Genomic DNA, 19,589 nt, shown 5'->3' on the forward strand with positions numbered 1-19,589 from the left:
TGACGCTAGGTCTGACCACTCAAATCTTGCACGCCGACCGCCTGGGCGGTGTGGAGCACGGTGCCACCCACAAGCCGCTGCACCTGTCGGCCGCCTTCGGCTACGACACGGCCACCGAGTTGGTGTCTGTGTTCCAGGGCGAACGCAGCGGCCATGTGTACGCCCGCCAGGGCAACCCCACCACGCAGGCGATGGAAAACAAGATCACGCTGCTCGAAGGCGGTGTGGGCAGCGTGAGCTTTGCCACAGGCATGGGGGCCATTGGCTCGCTGCTGTTTGCCCTGCTGAAACAGGGCGACCACATCGTGGCCAGCCAGTTCCTGTTCGGCAACACCGCCAGCCTCTTGCAGACCATCGACAACCTGGGTTGCACGGTGTCGCTGGTCGATGCCACCGATGCCTCGCAAGTGGCCCAGGCCATCAACGGCAAAACCCGTATTGTCTTCGTAGAAACGGTTGCCAACCCGCGAACCCAGATTGCCGACCTCGAAAGCATCGGCAAACTGTGTGCAGAACGTGGGCTTCTGTACGTCGTCGACAACACCATGACCACACCGCATCTGTTCCGCCCGTCCAAAGTGGGCGCCGGGCTGGTGATGAATTCGCTCAGCAAATCGATCAGCGGCCACGGCAATGTGCTGGGTGGTGCCATCACCGACACCGGGCTGTTCGACTGGACGCGCTACCCCAACATTTCCGATTCCTACAAAAAAGGTGCGCCCAAGACCTGGGGCCTGCTGCAGATCCGCAAGAAGGGCCTGCGCGACTTCGGCGCGACGCTGGGTGCCGAAGCGGCGCACCGCATTGCCACCGGCGCCGAAACGCTGGCGCTGCGCCTGGACCGCGCCTGCGACAACTCCCTGCGCCTGGCCACCTGGCTCGCTGCCCAGCCAGCCGTGCTGGCGGTGCACTACCCGGGTTTGGAGAGCCACGCCCAGCACGAGAAGGCCAAGCGCTGGTTCCGCGCTTACGGGGCCTTGATGAGCTTCGAGCTGAAGCCGGGGCACGACACCGTGGCCTTGCTCGACGCGCTCAAGATCGTCATCAAATCGAGCCACCTGGGCGACAACCGCACGCTGGCCATTCCCGTCGCGCAGACCATCTTCTGGGAGATGGGGCTGGAGAAACGCCAGCGCATGGGTATTTCGGAATCGCTGGTGAGGTTGTCGATCGGGATCGAGGACTACGACGACTTGCAGGCTGATTTCGCGCAGGCACTTGGGAAGGTGTAGCTGCGAAGAGATTCGGCAATTCGCGATGGTCTTTTCACCGCCAAGACGCCAAGAACGCAAAGGTCGCAAAGAAGCCCTGTGAATTCCTTTGCGGTCTTTGCGTTCTTGGCGTCTTGGCGGTAAAGAGACCTTCGCCGGCTCCCGATGCGGCCTAGCGCGCCCAGCGCACAAGCGAATCGCGCGTGACCAGCAGCACTTGGTCGTCACCAGCGCTCGTGTCCAGCCACACCACTTCGAGCTTGCGAAAGGCATGCTCGAAATGCGCGCGTTCGTTGCCGATCTCCAGCACCAGCACGCCGATGGGGCTGAGCCGCGAGGGCGCGTCTTTCAGGATTCGGCGCACCAGGTTCATCCCGTCATCGCCACCGGCCAAGGCCAACGACGGCTCGTACTGGTACTCCTTCGGCAGCTCGGCCATGCTCTGCGCATTGACGTAGGGCGGGTTGCAGACGATCAGGTCGTAGGGGCCTTTCACGTCGTTGAGCAGGTCCGACTTGACGATCGTGATGCGCTTGGCCAGCTTGTGCTTGTCGACGTTGATGCGTGCCACGGCCAGCGCGTCGTCGGAGATGTCGGCCGCGTCGACCACCACCTCGGGGTAGGCCATCGCGGCGATCACGGCCAGGCTGCCGTTGCCGGTGCACAGGTCGAGCACGCGCGATGTTTCGTCCGACAACCAGGTGTCGAGCGTGCCTTCGCCTTCGCCATCGGCCAGCAACTCGGCGATGAAGGAGCGCGGCACGATGCTGCGCTCGTCGATGTAGAAGGGCACGTTCTGCAGCCAAGCTTCTTTGGTGATGTAGGCGGCGGGGCGGCGGGTTTCGATGCGCTCGCTGACCACGCCCTCGATCTTGGCGAGCTCGTCGGCCGTGAGTTCGCGTTGGGCATGCGGCTCCAGTTCGTCGAGTGGCATGCCCAGCGACCAGAGGGTCAACCAAGCGGCTTCGTCGAACGCGTTGGTCGTGCCATGCCCAAACGAAACGCCCGCCTGTTTGAGGCGGGCGGCTTGCGCGGTGATGCAGTCGATGAGCTTCATAGACTCGGTCATAAGAGAAGCCCTTCCAGTGTTTTGCGGTAGATGTTTTTCAAGGGCTCGATGTCGGCCACGCGCACGTGTTCGTCGATCTTGTGGATGGTTTCGTTGAGCGGGCCGAACTCCACCACCTGTTGGCAGATCTTCGAGATGAAACGCCCATCCGACGTGCCACCGGTCGTCGACAACTCGGTGGCCACGCCGGTTTCGCTGCGGATCGCAGCTGACAGTGCCTCGACCAGTGCGCCCTGGGGCGTGAGGAAGGGCTCCCCGCTCAGCGTCCAGGCGAGTTCATAGCTCAGCGCATGGCGGTCGAGCTCTGCGTGCACGCGCGACTTCAGCAACTCGGGTGTGGACTCGGTTGAAAAACGGAAGTTGAAGTCGACCACCAGCTCGCCCGGGATCACGTTGCCCGCGCCCGTGCCGGCGTGGATGTTCGACATCTGCCAGCTCGTCGGCGGGAAGTGGGCGTTGCCAGCGTCCCACTCGATGCGCACCAGCTCGGCCAGCGCGGAAGCCACCAGGTGGATCGGGTTCTTGGCCAACTGCGGGTAGGCGATGTGGCCTTGCACGCCCTTGACAGTGAGCTTGCCCGAGAGCGAGCCGCGGCGGCCGTTCTTGATCATGTCGCCGAGTTGGTTGACCGAGGTCGGCTCGCCGACGATGCAGTAGTCGATGCGTTCACCGCGTTGTTGCAGCACCTCGCAGACTTTCACCGTGCCGTCGACCGAGGGGCCTTCTTCGTCGCTGGTGATCAAGAGCGCGATGCCGCCGCAGTGATTGCCGTGCTGGGCGATGAACTCTTCGATGGCCACGGTCATCGCTGCGATCGAGGTCTTCATGTCGGCCGCACCCCGGCCATACAACTTGCCATCGCGGTGCGTGGGAACAAAAGGGTCGCTGCGCCACTGGTTCAGTGGGCCGGTCGGTACCACGTCGGTGTGGCCGGCGAACATCAAGAGCTTGCTGCCAGAGCGACCGCGACGCACGGCCCACAGGTTGGTCACGCGAAAGTTGTCCGGCCCGAAGCTCAGCGTCTCGCACTCGAACCCCAGCGGGCGCAAACGCTCTGTCAACAGCTCCTGGCAGCCCCCATCGTCGGGCGTGGGTGAACGGCGCCCGATCAGTGTTTCAGTGAGTTGCAGCGCGGCTGACATCAGAAACGAGTGGAGCGGAACCCGCTCGCACGACCTTCGTCGCCCGGCACGTCAAGTTGGATCTCGGTGAAGGTCGGCTGGTCGTCGCTTTCTTCCTTCTTGGGCTGCAGGCGCGACACGGGCTCCATGTCATTGGCCAGGCGCCACATCAGGTTGGTCGGCGAATCGGCATAGGCCAGGCCTTCGTCGCGTGTGATCACCCCTTCGGTGATCAGCTTGGCGAGGTCGGCCTCGAAGGTTTGTGAGCCTTCGGCCAGCGACTTTTCCATCGCTTCTTTCACGCCGTTGAAGTCACCTTGTTCGATCAGCTCCGACACCAGCTTGGTGTTGAGCATCACCTCCACCGCCGGGCGGCGCCCGCCGGTCGACGCACGCACCAGGCGCTGCGACACGATGGCGCGCAGGCCCGCCGAGAGGTCGGCCAGCAAGGCCGGCCGTGACTCTGGCGCGTAGAACGACAAGATGCGGCCGAGCGCGTGGTAGCTGTTGTTGGCGTGCAGGGTCGACACGACCAGGTGGCCCGACAGCGAGTACGAGATCGCCATCGTCATGGTTTCGCGGTCGCGGATCTCACCGATGTAGATGCAATCGGGCGCCTGGCGCAGCGCGTTTTTCAGCGCGATCTGCAGCGACTGCGTGTCGCGCCCCACCTCGCGCTGGTTCACCATCGAGCGCTTGTTGTGGAACATGAACTCGATCGGGTCTTCGATCGTCAGAATGTGGCCGGCCATCTGCTGGTTGCGCTGCTCGAGCATCGAGGCGAGCGTGGTGCTCTTGCCCGTGCCGGTGGCGCCCACCAAGAGAATCAGTCCGCGCTTTTCCAGCACCAGGGTGTTCAGGATGGGCGGCAGGCCCAGGGTGCCCAATTGGGGGATGTCATGCGGAATGCAGCGGAACACCGCCGCGATCGAGCCACGCTGGCGGAAGGCGCTCAGGCGGAAGCTGCCCACGCCGGAGATGCCGATGCCCACGTTGAGCTCGCCAGTGTCTTCAAGGTCTTCGAGCTGGCTCGGTGTGAGCAGCTCGGCCAACAGCTGGCGCGGCTGCGCCGCGCTCAGCGGCTGGTCGGAGAGCTGAAGAATCTGCCCGTTGATCTTGATCAGAATCGGTGTGGCCGCCGACAGGTAGACGTCGGAGGCGCTCTTCTCGGCCATCAGCCGCAGCACGCGCTCCATGTTGCCGCCGCTGCTTGCCGTGTTGCTGCTTGTGGCGCCAGTCGTCGTGGTAGTCATGGATGTCCTTTGATCGAGATCAGTCAGGCAAGAGGGCGGGTGCTCAGGCGCGCAGCAGTTCGTTGATGCTGGTCTTGGCACGCGTTTCGGCCGTGACGCGCTTGACGATGACAGCGCAGTACAGGCTGTGGCTGCCGTCAATGGCCGGCATCGAGCCGCTCACCACCACCGAGCCTGCTGGCACGCGGCCGTAGGTGATCTCGCCGGTCATGCGGTTGTAGATCTTGGTGCTTTGGCTGATGAACACGCCCATGCTGATGACCGAGTTCTCTTCGACGATCACGCCCTCGACGACTTCGGAGCGTGCGCCGATGAAGCAGTTGTCTTCGATGATGGTGGGGTTGGCCTGCAGCGGCTCCAGCACGCCGCCAATGCCCACGCCGCCTGAGAGGTGCACGTTTTTGCCAATCTGCGCGCAGGAGCCGACGGTGGACCAGGTGTCGACCATGGTGCCTTCGTCGACATAGGCGCCGATGTTCACGTAGCTCGGCATCAGCACCGCGCCTTTGGCGATGTAGGCGCCGTGGCGGGCCACGGCCGGCGGCACGATGCGCACGCCGGCTTCGCGCACCTGCGATTCGTCGAGGTGGGAGAACTTGGTTTTGACCTTGTCGAAAAAGGCCAGCTCGCCGGCGTGCATCAGCGTGTTGTCGTTCAGGCGGAACGACAGCAGCACGGCCTTTTTCATCCACTGGTTGACCGTCCACTGGCCCACACCTTGGCGCTCGGCGACACGGATACGGCCTTTGTTGAGGTCGTTGATGACGTGTTCGACGGCGTCGCGGATTTCCTGGCTGGCGTTTTGCGGGGAAAGGCTCGCACGGTCTTCCCACGCGGTGTCGATGAGGGTTTGCAGCTGTTGGGTCATGAGAGAGTTACCGTGATTGAACGAAACGGGTGACAAAAGAGACGATGCGGTGGGCGGCTTCCAGGCACTCATCGACTTCGGCCACCAGGGCCAGTCGGATGCGCCCCGCACCGGGGTTGATGCCGTGGGCGTCGCGGGCCAGCAGGCTGCCCGGCAGCACCGTCACATTGTATTGAGCCAGCAGTTGCTGCGCGAAGGCGATGTCGTTACCTCCGGCTACGTGTTGGGGAACCCCAGCCCAGAGGTAAAAACTCGCATCAGGCAGCTTCACGTCGAGCGCCTGGGCCAGCACCGGCGTGACCTCGGCGAACTTGCGGCGGTACTTGTCGCGGTTGGCCACCACATGGGCTTCGTCGTTCCAGGCCGCGATGCTCGCGTGTTGGTAGGTGCCGCTCATCGCGCTGCCGTGGTAGGTACGGTACAGCAAAAACTGCTTCATCAACGCCGCATCACCCGCCACGAAGCCCGATCGCATGCCGGGCACGTTGGAGCGTTTCGACAGGCTGGTCAGCGCGATCAGGTTCTTGAAATTGCGCCCCAGCATCGTGGCTGCTTGCAGCGAGCCCAGCGGTGGCTCATCGCGAAAATAGATCTCGGAGTAACACTCGTCGGAGGCGATCACAAAACCATGGCGGTCGCTCAGCTCGAACAGCAGCTTCCACTCGTCGAGCGGCATCACGGCACCGGTGGGGTTGCCGGGGGAGCAGACGTAGACCATCTGCGTGCGGGCCCACACCGCATCGGGCACCGAAGCCCAATCGACCGCGAAGTTGCGCGCCGGGTCGCTGTTGGCGTAGTACGGCTCGGCCCCGGCGAGCAGCGCCGCACCTTCGTAGATTTGATAAAACGGGTTCGGGCAGACGATGGTGGCGCCGGGTCGGGTCGGGTCGACCACTGTCTGCGCCAACGCAAACAGCGCCTCACGCGAGCCGTTGACCGAGAGCACCTGGGTGAGCGGGTCCACTGTCACGTCGTAGCGGCGCTTCAGCCACGCCGCGCAGGCTTGTCGCAAAGCCGGCTCACCCGCGGTGGCGGGGTAACCGGCCAAGCCGCCGAAGCCATCGACGATGGCTTTGAGCACCAGATCCGGCGTAGCGTGCTTGGGCTCGCCAATGCCGAGGCTGATGGGCTTGAAGGCCGGGTTCGGCGTGATGTCTTGGGTGAGGGCGCGCAGCCGCTCGAAAGGGTAGGGGTGGAGCTTGGCCAGCAGCGGGTTCATCGGGTGATTATCGATGGAGCTTGCAGGCAGCCGCGTGCGCGCTTCGAAGGCCCGATGCGAGGCCGTACGTCCTAGGGGGAAGCGGCCCTTCTAGGGGTGCATGCGCCGGCCGGTGCCACCTATGCTTCTCGCTCTTCAGCAGGGTGGGTCGACGTGACAAAGCTGCCGTTCATGAACGCGAGCCGCGCACACCGCGTGGGTGACCGCCAACGCCACGCGTTGTGAGCCAAGGGCGGGTGCATGGCGATCTCCGCTTGGTTGCGCTTCATCGGCCCCGTGCCTGCTTCGGCATGCGCGCAACTGACGGGCCTGATCGAGCGGGCCGGCGTGGAGACCCATGCGCCAGCGGCCAGGCCCGAAGGGTTGGGCATTGTGGTGTTCGACCCGGCCACGCGTGGGTTGGATGAGGAGCTGCGCGAGCTGACCCGCGCCTCCACCGTGCTCGCCGTGGCCGTGGGTCCAGGCCGGATCGAGCCGCAAGCGATGTGGAGCGTGCTCGATGCCGGGGCGCGCGATCTGCTGCTGTGGCCCACGGTGCCCGACGATGCCCATGACATCGCCTGCCGGCTGGAGCGCTGGCATGCCGTTGGCGAGCTGGTTGACTCTGCGCTCGTGCGCAGCGCCGTGGCGGGGCAGAGCACGGCTTGGCGCACGATGTTGGGCGGCCTGGTCGAGGCGGCGCGCTTCACGCAGGCCTCGGTGCTCATCACGGGCGAGACGGGCACTGGCAAGGAGCAGCTCGCCCGGCTCATCCATCAATTGGATGACCGGCCCGAGCTGGGCGAGTTCGTGGTGCTCGATTGCACGACCGTGTCGACCGAGCTGTCGGGCAGCGAGTTTTTTGGCCACGAGCGAGGGTCTTTCACCGGCGCCTCGGCCGCACGCGACGGGGCCTTCGCGCGGGCCCACCGCGGCACCCTGTTCCTGGACGAAGTGGGTGAGCTGAGCTTGCCCCTGCAAGCGCAGCTTCTGCGCGTGATCCAGGAGCGGCAGTACAAGCCACTGGGCAGCAACACCTGGCAGCGCAGCGAGTTCCGCCTGGTGTGCGCGACCCACCGCGACCTGGAGGCCGCCGTTGCCAATGGCAGCTTTCGCGCCGACCTGTACTACCGCATCGGCGGCTGGCGCTGCACCCCGCCGCCGCTGCGCGAGCGCAAAGACGACATCTTGCCGCTGGTGCGTTTTTTCCTGGCGCAGATGGACCCGTGCGCCGCCACTGTGGAGCTCGACCCTGCCGTGCGCGAATACCTGCTCATGCGCGACTACCCCGGCAACGCCCGCGAGCTGCGCCAGGTGGTGGCGCGCCTGTGGCAGCGCCACAGCGGCAGCGGCCCCATCACCGTGGGCGACGTGCCCGAGCGTGAGCGCCCCAGCAGCGCAGCGCTGCGGCCTTGCTGGCCCGACCTCGGCTTTGAAGGCGCGATTCGCCATGCCGTGGAGCTGGGCATCGGGCTCAAGGAGATCGGCCAAATCGCCGCCGACCTGGCCACCCAGCTGGTGCTCGAACAAGAAGGCGGCAACCTGCAACGCGCGGCGCTGCGGCTGGGCGTCACCGACCGGGCGCTTCAGATCCGGCGCGCCAACCGGCGTGCTGCACATTGACGGCCTGGCCGATCAGCCGCAAAAAGTTGCCTCCCAGCACCAGGGCTTCGTCACGTGGCGGCAGGCCGAGCAGGCGCAGCTTGGCCAGCTCCACCGCCGGGTGCAGCCAGGGGCCGTCGGAGCCGAACAGCAGCTTGTGCGCGCCGGCGCGCTGCACGGCTTGTTGGAGCAGGTCGAAACGGCGCACGCCGGAGCTGTCGGCATGCATGTTGGGGTGGCGCACCAGGTGGTCGATCACTGCCAGCTGCGCGGCCCAGTCGTCGGCAAAACTGCCCAGGTGAGGGATGATGAAGTTGACCTCGGGGTACTGCCCGGCCAGCAGTTCGAGCACCGAGCTTTCACCGGCGATGTCGTACAGGAGGGGCACGCCGAACTCGCGCGCCGCGTCGCAGACCTCGCGCGTGATGCGGGCGTCGTGCCGATGCACCTTGATGCCCACGAAGCCGAGCTCCTCCACTGCCTCGCGCACCATCTCGCGAATGCGGCCTCGGTCGCGTGCCGCGTGAACGAACGCGAACCCGTACAGGCGCTCGGGCCGGGCTGCCACCAGCCGCGCCACCTCGCGGTTGGCCAGCGCATAGTCGGTGTGAAAAGCCGCAAAGACCACGCTGCGCCGTATGCCCGCCTGGGCGCAGCGGCGCAGGTAGGGGCCGAGCGGCGCGGCGGTGTCCCAGGGGCCGGTGAGGCCGTCGCCCAGGCCCGCGTGGCAGTGGCAGTCGATGATCACCGTGGGCCTTCGGATGTCAAACCAGCCACGAATCGATCTCGCGCTTGGCCGACGCCGTGATCAGGGTCGCCAGCGTGCCAACGAACGGGTTGTCTTTGGATTTTGTGGCGTCGCAGCCGTGCAAGATGCCGATCAGGTTGCGTGCGTCGTTCCAGCGCAGCCAGACGGGCCCACCGCTCATGCCGGGCGCCACGTCGCTGGCCAGCTCCATCGTCGCAAAGCTGGCGCTTGCCGCGCCCGACGAGGTGATCTTGTCGAAGCCGTACCACGGCACCGAGCCAAGGTCGGCGGCGGGGCAGGCATCGTATTCAGCGCGGGTGATCACGCGCCCCGCGGGTTGGTCGCGGCATTTGTCCGACGGGTAGCCGATCGCGTTGACCTTCACGCCCTTCAGGCTGCCCGGCGCCTTGGGGTTGATTCGTGTGAGCCCCCCATGCGCAGCATCACCCCAGTGGCCGAGCGCCGCGCCGCCGAGCGCGGTGAACTTGTGCGAGCCCATCGGCTCGGCCAGGCGGATCACGGCGTAGTCGAAGTCCTTCGGCTGGCTGCCGCTGGCATGCGACGCGATGCGGAACACGCGTGCGGTGCGAAACGCCGTGCCGTGGGTCCAACCGAAGGGCATGGTGTCGGTGGCCTTGCCGCCGGCCTTGCGGCCGCGCCCGTTCAGGCCCGGGATGACGACCACCGACGTGGCGTCGAGCGTGCGCAAAAACTTGCCCTGGCCGTCGAAGCGTGAGTCCACCAACACGTGCGCCGCCGTCAGCACATGCCGATCACCAATCAGCAGGCCGCTGCCGAAATTGACCTGAAGTGCACCGTCGACCGGGTCGCGCGTGACGACTTGCAGCTTGCAGACCCAGCGATTTGGCCGATCAAGCATTTTCGCCAGCGGCTGCCGAACGGTGGAGCCGATGTGGCAGGCCGTGGCCGCCTCGTAGCTGCTCTTGCCGACGCGCGATTCATCCAGCCGCAGCGTGCCCGGCAAGATGCCGGGGAAGACCTGATCGGGCGGCTCGAGATCGACCCACACGTCGGCTGCTGCGGTGGGGGCTTTGCGCTCCCATTCCTGCGCCTCGTTCTGCTCGCCGAATGAGAAGGGGGCGATGTCGAATTCGAATCCGCTCATGATGAGTCTCCCTGCACCGGTCACACGAGGCGGATGCCCAGGTGCACATGATCGAAGTGCCCATCCACCTTCCACAACAGTTGCAGCGAGTAGCGTCGATCACCCACCTGGATGGTGGTGCGCGTGTAGCCGCCGATCACGCTCAACGGGATGCCGTATTTCGTAGCGATGGCGCGGGCCAGCTCGTCGCCGCGCGGGCCGCTCACGCCCAGGTCAACGGCGTAGGCGCGGGTGTTGCCGGTGTAGTGGTCCGAGGCGGTGGACGAGCCGACGCGTTTGGTGTCGGCCAAGTTGCGCTTCTCGCTGGTGACGCGAATGCCCATTGACGCGGCGATGGCCTTGGCGGCGTCGGCCACGCCCTCCGAGCCACCCCAGCCTTTGCCGTAGCGGATGGCACCGGCCCCACCGCCCCAGCTTCCACCGGGAGGGGGGGCAGGAGCAGGCCCCGGTGCGGTGTTGAGCAACACGCCCCAGGTCATCGGGCCGACGATGCCATCGGCGCCGAGGCCCCGGGCGCGCTGGAACGAGCGCACTGCCGAATCGGTCTGGCCGCCGAAGATGCCATCGGCAGCTCCGGGGCTGAAGCCCGCGGCCGTGAGGCGGCGCTGCAAGTCGGTGACGGCGCTTCCGCGCGAACCCAGGCGCAGGGTGGGCATGCTGCTGGCGCCAGATTCGAACTCCAGCGTCTCGAACTCGAAGAACTCACCCGGTTCTTCCCACGCCAGCTCGTCACTGGTCTCGTTGAAAGAAAAGGGCGCGATGTCGAACTGCGTGCCGTTCATGTGCTTCTCCTGAGCCTGTGAGGGCGCCCGTTCAGCGGCCTTGAAACCACGGCGTGCTGCGTGTGGCCGCGGCGTTGTTGATCTCGGCGTGGATGTGGTCGATGTGCGGGTTGGGCCCGGTGTAGGGCGCCACCTTGCGCCCGGCCGCATAACCGCCCGACCAGCGCACGCGGTTCCAGATGAGGTACTGCACGCCGATGGCCTGGGCGTTCTCCACCAGCCAGTTGGCGATGCGGTCGCCCACCGCGCCGTTGGCCTTGCCGCCCACGGTGGAGATCATGATGTCGAGTGCGCGGCCGGTGCCATGCACCGAGGTTTCGGACGGGGTGGCCGTGTTGGGGCGGCACGAATAACCGCCGATGCTCGTCACCCCCGGGAAGTTGGACAAGATGTATTGCTGCAAGGTGGCCGCACCCGCGGTGAACCGCCCGGTGCAGTTGCCCGGGTTGCCGGCCCAGGCAGGCGGCGAGTCGTAGCGGACGTACTGCGCATCGCCCGCGGCCCGCACGGCGGCGGGCAGCACCCACTGGTCGGTGGCTGTGACCGGCACGCTCGGCGTGGTGCCGAGCAAGGCACCCCAGGTCTGCGGGCCCACCACGCCGTCGGCACCCAGGCCGCGCGCACGCTGGAACCCCCGCACGGCATTGGCCGTGAGCGAACCGAAGATGCCGTCGGCCGCGCCTGCGCTGAAGCCTGCCGCAGTGAGCCTGCGCTGCAGGTCGGTGACAGCGCTTCCACGCGAGCCCTGGCGCAGCGTGGGCATGCTGGTGGGCGACTCGGACTCGAAGGCCCCGTACTCGTCTTCGAACGCCTCGCCTTCATACAACTCGTCTTCATGCGACTCGCCCGAATACGACGTGAATTCGTTGGCGGCGGGTTCTGCCGCCGGGGCCGGTGCCGGCTGCTGGCCGTCGCGCAAGGCCTGCTCGGTGTCGGGGCCGGCAATGCCGTCGGCCGGCAGGTCCTTGCGCGTCTGGAAGGCTCGCAACGCGCTGCGGGTGGCCGCGCTCATCATGCCGTCGACCCTGAGGCCGGCGTTGTCGATGCGGTTGAGTGCGCTCTGCACCCAGCGCACGTATTCGCTGCCGTGCGCAGGGCACACGCAGGGGGCGCTGGAGTTGTTGCTCAGGTCAAACGCGCCCACCGGCCGCGGTCGACGGGGAGCAGGGCGCTGGGGTGGGCGTTGAGGTGGGCGAGGCCGCGGGCGGGGTCGCGCCGCTGCCGGGCGCGCGGTGGGCCGAGGCGAAGGCGGGCGGCCACGTTCGTCTTCCCAAGCCAACTCGTCACTGGCTTCGTTGAACGAGAAGGGCGCGATGTCGAACTGCGTGCTGTTCATGGTGTTTCTCCAGCGCCCGGCTCACGCGCCGACGATGACGATCTGGTTGCCGCGGCGCACCCAGCGGCCGCCGTTCGCGGAGGAACCGCCCCGCGTTGCACCCGCACCCCCTTGGCGCATCCCTTGGCGCATCTGCGGCAGGTGCCGCTTCGCCGCGCTCAACACGGCCGAGCGCACCGCTGCTTGTGGGTCGCCCGACTGCGCGGCTTGCGCCGCCTGCTGCGCTGCCGTGCCGGCGATTCGCACAAAACGTTTGGCCATCTCGAACTCTTGCTCTTCGGCCTCGAACCCGGAGAACTCAGCCTCCAGTGCCGAGCTCACCGCGCTGCCCAGGGCCGAGCCGAGCGCCGTGCCCACGCCGGGGATGGGAATGAACGAACCCAGCGCCCCGCCCACAAAAGGCAGCGCCTTCTTGGCCAGGCCCTTGAGCACGCCGCCCAGCGGCTTGGCGACCTTGCCGACTACCGAGCCCACTTTCTTGAGGCCTTTCCACGCGCCCTTAAAGAGCTTGCCGAGAAACTGGTCGAGCTCTTCTTCGCTCGACACCGACAGCAGCTCCATCGCGAGCTCGTTTTCTTCGGCTTCGCTGAACGGGCTTTCGCTGTCTCGCAGGCCGAAGCTGGCTTCGCTTTCGCCTTCCGCTTCAAATCCGAACTCGAGGGCTTCGAACGCATTGCCGCGGCTGCAGCCGGGGCATTGGCAGGTCATGGTGTGCATGGTCATCTCCTGGGTGTGTGGGGGAAGTCGGGTCAATGGGGTGCCAGCGCCCCGCGGGCGTGGCGCAAGGCCTGGCCGAGCACGGCCATGGCACGGTCGATGTGTGCCGGGCCATGGCTCGCGCACACGATGAAACTCAGCCGCCCACCGCCGCCGCGGTCGCGGTGAAGCACGGTGCGCACACCGCGGCGCAACAGCTCGGCGTGCAGGCGGGGGATGTTGGTGTCGGGTGGCGCATGCAGGGTCTGCACCGGGAAGTCGCCTCCCTGGGTGGATAGATTCAGCGCCGCCAGGTGTGCACGCAAGCGGCGCACGGCGCGCCACAGGTGCGCGCGCAGGCTGTCGCCATGCTCGCGGTTGACGGCCAGCGCATGGCGGGCCGCCTGGATCACGGCCATCGACGGCGGGCTCATGTGCTCGCGGCTCGCGCTGTGCTGCTCGAAGCGCTGCAGCAGCGCGCTGCTGCCCGCCAGCAGCGCCACGGGCACGCCCAGGCCTTTGGCCAGCGAGGCGCCCACTGCGATGTGGTGGCCACGGATGCCGTGGCGTGGCAGCGAGCCGCCACCGCCCAGCCCATAGGGCGCGGTGGGTCCCGCGCTGTGGCCCCAGACGCCGAGCGCCTGGGTGTCGTCGACCAACAGCCAGCCCCCGTGCTGTTGTGCCAGGGCCGCATAAGCCGCAAGCGGCGGCTGGCCGGTGCTGCCGGGGCTCACGCCATCGCACAGCACCACCGGCCGCGTGCCCGGCGGACGGCGCGCGAGCCGCTGCGCCAGATGCTGCGCGTCGTGTCGCGCGAAGGTGTGCAGCGGCACGCCCTTGCCGGCCCAATACTCGGCGCCCCAGCGTGCGATCGGGTAGGTGGCGGCGTCCATGTGGATCTCGATTCGATCGGTGCTCAGCACACCGAGCACGTCCCAGAAAAGCTGAAATGTGGACGGCAGCAGCGTGCCCGCTGGGCAACCGACCAGCGCGGCCAGCTCGCCCGCCGCGGCGCGGGCCGCCGCTGGCTCCTGCAGGGCAGCAGGTCGGCCCAGGGTGAGCTCGTCCCAGGGTTCGAGGCAGTGGCTCCCATGGCGCAACCCGAGGTAGAGCGACGATGAAAAGTCGAGCATGGTGTCTTCACTTCAAACGCTCCGTTGTTGTGTGCTCAGGCGCTTTTGCAGCAGCACCGAAGGCAGGGTCGAGTCGACGCCGGTGTCCACCGTCTGCGCACCCAGCTCCACACCGGTGGCGGCGCGGTAAGCGTGGATGTAGCCCTGGATCTGCGGCCGCCAGAAGCGCGCAAAGTTGAAGGCCTGCGTGGGCTCGAACACCACGCTCCAAGCGCCGTAGCGGATCGACAGCAGGATCTGCTCGCCGAACACCGCCAGGTTGTGGAAATGCATGACGCTGGTGTCGGTCCAGTTCTGCATCTTTTTCATCGCATCCACGCGGTCCATCCAGGGCTCGGGGTAGGCCACCATCACCCGGGTGGGCAAGAACTCGCGGAACTCCGATCGCGACAGCAGCCACTGCTGCATGAGCATTTCCACGCGCGCCGTGCCCGGCATGTCACTGAATTGGCTGTGCGCACCTTGCGACAAGATCAGGTGCACTTCTTTCAGCGCGTTGAGCACGCCGAACGCGTCGGCCTTCACCGTGGTCTGGTCATCGCGTGTGTAGAACTCGGTGCACAGGCGCAGCAGCTGGTGGAAGGCCTCGATGAACTTGGAGCGCGAGTCGGCCGGGCGGAAGCCCTGCACCGCACGGCCTTCGAGCTGCAGGCCATAGTGGTGGTGGTACTCGCCGTTGCGCCGCGCCACCGTGAGGCGGTGCTGCTCGTCCTGGATGTAACCCCACATCAGGTTGTTCAGCGGGCGCAGCGGGTTGATCTCCATGTTGGCCAGCGGGTCGACCGGGCCATTGCTGCGGATGTTTTGAAAGCGCCGCGTGATCGCGTTCATGGTCTGCACCTGCATGCCTTCTTCGTGCCAGTACGACCAGATCAGCTCCAGCAGGCAGGGGTTGCTGAGCTTCTCTTTCACAAAGCCATCGCACAGCTCGACCTCGCCCGCCGAGGCGAGCAGCGGCGAGTTGATCGACACGTCAGGCAGCTTGCGCCGGATGATCGCCAGGTAGGGCAGCATGCGCACGCCGTCGACCATCTCGAGGTACGGGAAGCGCCCGGGCTTGGGCAGGTCGCGCCGGTCGAAGTAGTCGCCCAGGTCGGCCAGCACGCCGTTTTCGCTGTCGAGCGCGCCACCGGTGAACACGCCGCAGTTCACCGTCACGAAGGCTTCGGTGGCCGCCTTCATCACGCGGTAGGCATCGGTGTCGGTGAACGGCAGGAAGCGCCGTTGCAACAGCCGCCCGACCGCCGCACTTTCTGCCGGCGAAGGGCTGCCGTTGGCGCTGCTGCAAAACAGCACGTCCATGAAGCGCAGGTAGTTGTCGAACGACAGCGCCTCGGTGCTGGCGCGGATGGCGCCCCACAGCTTGAGGTCAGACGTCGGCTCGGTTTCCGTGCGCGACAGGGCCACGTTGACGTTGCCGGCAATCGGCGTGGGCTCGCGCTCGTCGACGTCGAGGTTGGAGTTGAGCGCGTAGATGGCGGGCGCAACCGGGCCGCTCGTGCCGGGCGGCGTGCGTGCGGTGGCGAACTGCAAGGCCATGTCGAGCTTGTGCTGCCCGGCCCGGCGCAGCGGCACCGAGAAGGCGTACTTCTGGCCGCGCACCGGGCTTGCGCCGGCGGGCAGCAGCAGCCCCACGTGCGACTGCAAGGCCTGCGAGTGGTTGAAGCTGATGTCGAAGAGCGCCCGGTCGCCCACGCGAGGCTGCTGGCAGGGGCTGGTTTGGCAGTCGGGGTTCTGGATGAGCGGGGTGGCGTCCACCTCCAGCGGGAGGTGGAAGCACACCGACTCGGCGCAGCCGGCGTCGAGCTCCACGCACTGCGGCTCGGTGATGGGGTAGTGCTCGTACACCACCACGTGCATGCCGGGGTCGACCAGGCTGAAGGTGACCTGGCCCTCGGCATCGGTGCGCTGCGTCTTCAGCCACAGCGCCTCATTGGGCAGCCAGGCCTTCGCATTGAACTTGTTGCAGTCGGTGCCATCGGGCGCGCGGTACAGGCTCACGAGGGCGCCGCTCAGCACACCACCGCTGCCACCGAGGTCGGCCACCGTGACGGTGATCGACCCCGGGCGCGTGCTCTTCACTACTGGATTCTTGGTAGCCATTTCAATCTCCTTGGGTGGACGGTCAATCGAGGTTCATTCAGACGGCAGACGCGTGGCCTTGCGCGCAGAGGGTTGCCCCCTGCAGCGTGCTGGCCAGCGCCCAGTGGGTGAGCAATTTACCGAGCAGTCGGCTCTCGTCTTCGGGGCTCACGCGGCCGTCGGCGCGCGCCTGCCCGATGACGGCAAACACCAGCGAAGGCGAGGCCCGGTACATCGCCGCCGGTTGGGTAGACCAGTGGCGAAACAGCCGGCCCAGCTGCGCGGGCTGCCGCTCTCGCGTGTGCAGCACCTCGGCCAGCGTGCGCCCGCGCAGCGAGCGCGGCCGGTGTTGCACGAGCAAGGACACAAAGGCCGGCATGGTGGCGCGCAGCCGCTCGAACAACCGCGCCGTCTCTGGCGCCAGGCCGTTCGATGGGTAGAAGGCCTCCCACATCGCTTCGAAGCGCGCCCACTGCCCGTGCGGAAACAAGGCCTGCCCGATGGCGCAGCTGAGCATCACGCGAATCCACGGCGACGGGTGCGGGTCGTCGATGTCGATGCGAAACACAAAGGCCCGCGGCAGGCTCACCACCGCGATGAGCCCGAGCGTGGAGGCGATGCCCACCCGTGCCACGGCCCAGAAGTCGGCCACGATCTCCGAGACCCAGCGCTCCCACAGTTGCCACGCGCTGCGGTCGGGGCCGGCGGTGGTTTGCAGGCCGCGCAGCACCGGCCGCATGGAGGCCACCAGGTCGAGCAGTGCGGCCGCCTGGTGACCCACCTCGTGCACGAGAGACGAGGCAATGCCGCTGCCCACCATGCGCTCGCGCGGCACACGAATCACCGCCACCGGGTTGTCGCCACCGCCGGGCAGGCGGGTGCGTGCGCGCCGGATGGCAGCGCCCGCGCCGCGGTCGAGGTAACAAATGATCGGCGGCATGTCGTAGTAGCGCTCGGGCAGGGCAAGCGCATCGGCCGCCACCACGTCGAGCCCCGACAGCCACACACCCGACTCGTGCTCGCTGCGCTGGGTGATCACGTCGCTGAACAAGTCGAACTGCGTCAACGCCGCGTTGAACTGCAGGCGCAGGTAAGAGAAGCGGCGCTGGGCCTGCGCTGCGCTCGCCTGGCGCCCGTTGGCGTGCAGCCAGGCGAGGAAGCCGCGCACGGCATGCTCCAGATCACGCCGCCCCAGCGCCAGGTGTCGCTCGATGGCCACCTGGGCGCGTGGCAGCAGGCTGGCCGCGGGCACCATGGGCTCGAGCAAGGCGAAAGGCTGCACGCGGCCAAGCCGTGTGAGCAAGGCCCGCGCCTCTTGCGCCAGCATCCAGGCGGCAAAGGGTGTCATGGTGGTTCCCGGTCCGGTGTCTGGTGGGCCGTGCTCAGGCGCCGTAGATCACGATGCGTTGGCCCTGGCGTACCCAGCGCCCGCTCTGGCCGCGGCCTGCGGCACCCGGTGCGCCTGGCGCGCCGCCCATCTTCTTCAGCAGGCCCGGAGCCAGCTGCCGTGCCGCGTTCAGCGCAGCGGACTGCGCCACGGCGCGCGGGTCGGCCGAGGGCGATGCGGCAGCGGCCTTGCTGACGGTGTCGGCCGCGAGGCGCACGAACTGTTTGGCGCCTTCAAATTCTTGGTCTTCCTGCGCCAGGGCTTCGCCTTCGAGGCCGAGCGCGCTGCCGGCGGCCGAGGCCAGGCCGCTGCCGATCTTGGCCCCCAAGGGCCCCCCGACATATCCACCGAGTGCGCCGCCGGCCAGCGGCAAGGCTTTTTTAGCCACGCCCTTGAGCACGCCGCCGACGGCCTGGCCGATCGGCGAGCGGATCAGCTTGCCCGCGCCCTTGGCCACCTTCTTGATGAGGCTACCGAGAAACTGGTCGAGCTCTTCTTCACTGGCCACACCGAGCAGCTCGGAGGCAAGTTCGTACTCGTCGGCTTCGCTGAGCACAGCGCCGCTTTCGGGGGACCATTCGGACTCGCCGAACTCGAACTGTTCGGTCTCGAAACCAGGCTGTTCGGCGCTGTATTCCAACTGGGTGCGATCAATGTCATGCATGACAGGCTCCTTGTGATGTGTCGAAAGAAAAACCGGCTCGTGGGTGAGTCGGGGGTCAGGGGTTGCGGGCGATGGGTTGACGGGTATGAGCAGCCCCGGGGCGTATGTTCGCGCCGCCGAGGCGGCTGCGCGCCGGGCCACCGCGTGCGGTGACAGCGCCGCATCGGCGGGCGCCACACGCTGCGCGGCTGCGGTGGCGAGGCGGACGAACCGGCGCGCCACTTCAAAGGCCTGGTCTTCGGCGCTGAGGCCTTCGAGCTCGAGGTCGAAGATGCGGCCGGCCGAAGCCATGGAAGATGAGTCGGTGTGCTGGAACAGCCGCTGCGCGGTGCGGGCCAGAACGCTGGCCAGTGCCCGCGTTTCAGGCCGTGCGCGAGAGCCCGCGGCGCGGTCGATCAGCCCGACCAGATAGCCTTCGAGCTCGCCGGCCTCGGCGTGTTCGAGCAGCTCGGCGGCGCGCTGCATCTCGCTGCCGCTCGTGTGCTTTGCATGGCGATCGACAGCCGCTTCGGGGCTTGCGAAGGCCTCGATCTCGGGGCTGTAGTCGAGCAGGCTGCGATTCATCCAACACTCCTGGCAGCAGGCGGGTTGAACATCGAAAGCGGCCTGCTTGCACCATGCATCGCATGGCGCGTGCCAGCCGAAAAGCAGCTGTTTTCCGGGGGTTTGGGCCCTTCAGGGCGAAGGTGTTTTCGTTTTCAGCGAAAGCGGCGCTGCCGTGGCGAAAGTGGTTTCGCCAACACCTTGGGTTCGGCCCGCCCGTATGCTGGGCGGCGCCTGGGGTTCAGACGCGCAGGCCTGTCTGCATGTCGTGCGACGGCAGATCGATCACTGGCTGCGGCTTCCAGCCTTTTTGACGGTGTTCGGCCACCACGTTGGTGTAGATGCCGCCACGCACGTACCACTTGGCGGTGATGCGAACGAAGCGCGGGTCGGTGGCTTTGACGATGTCGTCGAGGATGGTGTTGGTCACCTTCTCGTGGAACGAGCCTTCGTTGCGGTAGCTCCAGAAGTAGAGCTTCAGGCTCTTCAACTCGATGCAGAGCTTGTCGGCAATCATGTCGATGGTGAAGTGCGCAAAGTCGGGCTGGCCGGTCAGCGGGCAGTTGCAGGTGAACTCGGGTACCTGGAACTGGATCACGTAATCGCGCTTCGGCGAAGGGTTGGGAAACACATCGAGCTGCTTGCTCGGAGCGGTGGGCGGCTTGGCCGGCTTTTCGCGCTGCTTGAGTGCGGGCTGGGGCGGGGCAACTTTGGCAGACATCTTGGCCATGGCGATCAGGTTTCGAGAGGGTTTTGAGGGGAATTTGGCG

The 19,589-nt window shown here is 66.8% G+C and carries 17 protein-coding genes; 2 read left to right on the forward strand and 15 right to left on the reverse strand.

The features are described from left to right. Positions 1–1,232: cystathionine gamma-synthase family protein (locus tag RMO40_RS23775; RefSeq protein WP_309726128.1), on the forward strand; the 1,232-nt coding region annotated here is incomplete at its 5' end. Positions 1,233–1,383: 151 nt separating this feature from the next. Here the strand turns inward: RMO40_RS23775 and prmB are convergent. The 5 genes from prmB to dapC are packed head-to-tail and all read right to left on the reverse strand — an operon-like array spanning position 1,384 to position 6,741. Continuing rightward, on the reverse strand, positions 1,384–2,268 hold the full coding sequence (prmB, locus tag RMO40_RS23780; protein ID WP_309726130.1) for a 50S ribosomal protein L3 N(5)-glutamine methyltransferase: 885 nt from the start codon (positions 2,266–2,268) through the stop codon (positions 1,384–1,386). A gap of 8 nt (positions 2,269–2,276) precedes the next feature. Next, positions 2,277–3,422 carry a succinyl-diaminopimelate desuccinylase gene (gene dapE / locus RMO40_RS23785; protein ID WP_309726132.1) on the reverse strand — a complete coding sequence of 382 codons (1,146 nt, stop codon included), beginning with the start codon at positions 3,420–3,422 and terminating at the stop codon, positions 2,277–2,279. Continuing rightward, complete coding sequence (locus RMO40_RS23790) at positions 3,422–4,654, reverse strand: PilT/PilU family type 4a pilus ATPase (RefSeq protein ID WP_309726134.1); 1,233 nt, start codon at positions 4,652–4,654, stop codon at positions 3,422–3,424. Before RMO40_RS23790 ends, dapE begins: the two co-directional genes overlap by 1 nt. Before the next feature lie 43 nt (positions 4,655–4,697). Further along, positions 4,698–5,522, reverse strand: coding sequence for a 2,3,4,5-tetrahydropyridine-2,6-dicarboxylate N-succinyltransferase (gene dapD, locus RMO40_RS23795; protein ID WP_309726136.1), 825 nt, complete (start codon positions 5,520–5,522; stop codon positions 4,698–4,700). Between the two features lie 7 nt (positions 5,523–5,529). Further along, positions 5,530–6,741, reverse strand: a complete 1,212-nt coding sequence (gene dapC, locus RMO40_RS23800; protein ID WP_309726138.1) for a succinyldiaminopimelate transaminase — start codon at positions 6,739–6,741, stop codon at positions 5,530–5,532. A gap of 240 nt (positions 6,742–6,981) precedes the next feature. On the opposite strand from dapC, the gene RMO40_RS23805 reads away from it, so the two are divergent. Then, positions 6,982–8,343, forward strand: a complete 1,362-nt coding sequence (locus tag RMO40_RS23805; protein WP_309726140.1) for a sigma 54-interacting transcriptional regulator — start codon at positions 6,982–6,984, stop codon at positions 8,341–8,343. Here the strand turns inward: RMO40_RS23805 and RMO40_RS23810 are convergent. From RMO40_RS23810 to queF, 10 genes are all read right to left on the reverse strand, one after another. Further along, entirely contained in the window at positions 8,291–9,070 is a 780-nt protein-coding gene (locus RMO40_RS23810; protein ID WP_309726143.1) for an amidohydrolase family protein, read from the reverse strand. The genes RMO40_RS23805 and RMO40_RS23810 overlap by 53 nt on opposite strands. Before the next feature lie 16 nt (positions 9,071–9,086). Further along, the gene (locus tag RMO40_RS23815; RefSeq protein WP_309726144.1) at positions 9,087–10,196 is read right to left on the reverse strand and encodes a trypsin-like peptidase domain-containing protein; all 1,110 of its coding nucleotides are present in this window, start codon (positions 10,194–10,196) and stop codon (positions 9,087–9,089) included. 20 nt (positions 10,197–10,216) lie between these two features. Continuing rightward, the gene (locus RMO40_RS23820; RefSeq protein WP_309726146.1) at positions 10,217–10,978 is read right to left on the reverse strand and encodes a peptidoglycan-binding domain-containing protein; all 762 of its coding nucleotides are present in this window, start codon (positions 10,976–10,978) and stop codon (positions 10,217–10,219) included. Between the two features lie 31 nt (positions 10,979–11,009). Further along, positions 11,010–12,314, reverse strand: coding sequence for a peptidoglycan-binding domain-containing protein (locus tag RMO40_RS23825; RefSeq protein ID WP_309726148.1), 1,305 nt, complete (start codon positions 12,312–12,314; stop codon positions 11,010–11,012). A gap of 21 nt (positions 12,315–12,335) precedes the next feature. Next, positions 12,336–13,031, reverse strand: a complete 696-nt coding sequence (locus tag RMO40_RS23830) for a hypothetical protein (RefSeq protein WP_309726150.1) — start codon at positions 13,029–13,031, stop codon at positions 12,336–12,338. Positions 13,032–13,063: 32 nt separating this feature from the next. Beyond that, positions 13,064–14,143 (reverse strand): aminotransferase class I/II-fold pyridoxal phosphate-dependent enzyme, encoded by a 1,080-nt coding sequence (locus RMO40_RS23835; RefSeq protein ID WP_309726152.1) that lies wholly within the window; start codon positions 14,141–14,143, stop codon positions 13,064–13,066. A gap of 12 nt (positions 14,144–14,155) precedes the next feature. Further along, the gene (locus RMO40_RS23840; protein WP_309726155.1) at positions 14,156–16,246 is read right to left on the reverse strand and encodes a hypothetical protein; all 2,091 of its coding nucleotides are present in this window, start codon (positions 16,244–16,246) and stop codon (positions 14,156–14,158) included. 37 nt (positions 16,247–16,283) lie between these two features. After that, positions 16,284–17,573 carry a hypothetical protein gene (locus tag RMO40_RS23845; RefSeq protein WP_309726157.1) on the reverse strand — a complete coding sequence of 430 codons (1,290 nt, stop codon included), beginning with the start codon at positions 17,571–17,573 and terminating at the stop codon, positions 16,284–16,286. Positions 17,574–17,607: 34 nt separating this feature from the next. After that, on the reverse strand, positions 17,608–18,840 hold the full coding sequence (locus RMO40_RS23850; protein WP_309726160.1) for a hypothetical protein: 1,233 nt from the start codon (positions 18,838–18,840) through the stop codon (positions 17,608–17,610). Positions 18,841–19,060: 220 nt separating this feature from the next. After that, complete coding sequence (gene queF, locus RMO40_RS23855; RefSeq protein ID WP_309726162.1) at positions 19,061–19,540, reverse strand: preQ(1) synthase; 480 nt, start codon at positions 19,538–19,540, stop codon at positions 19,061–19,063. Positions 19,541–19,589: the final 49 nt, after the last annotated feature.

This window comes from Rhizobacter sp., from assembly GCF_031412075.1.
Lineage (GTDB): Bacteria > Pseudomonadota > Gammaproteobacteria > Burkholderiales > Burkholderiaceae_C > Rhizobacter.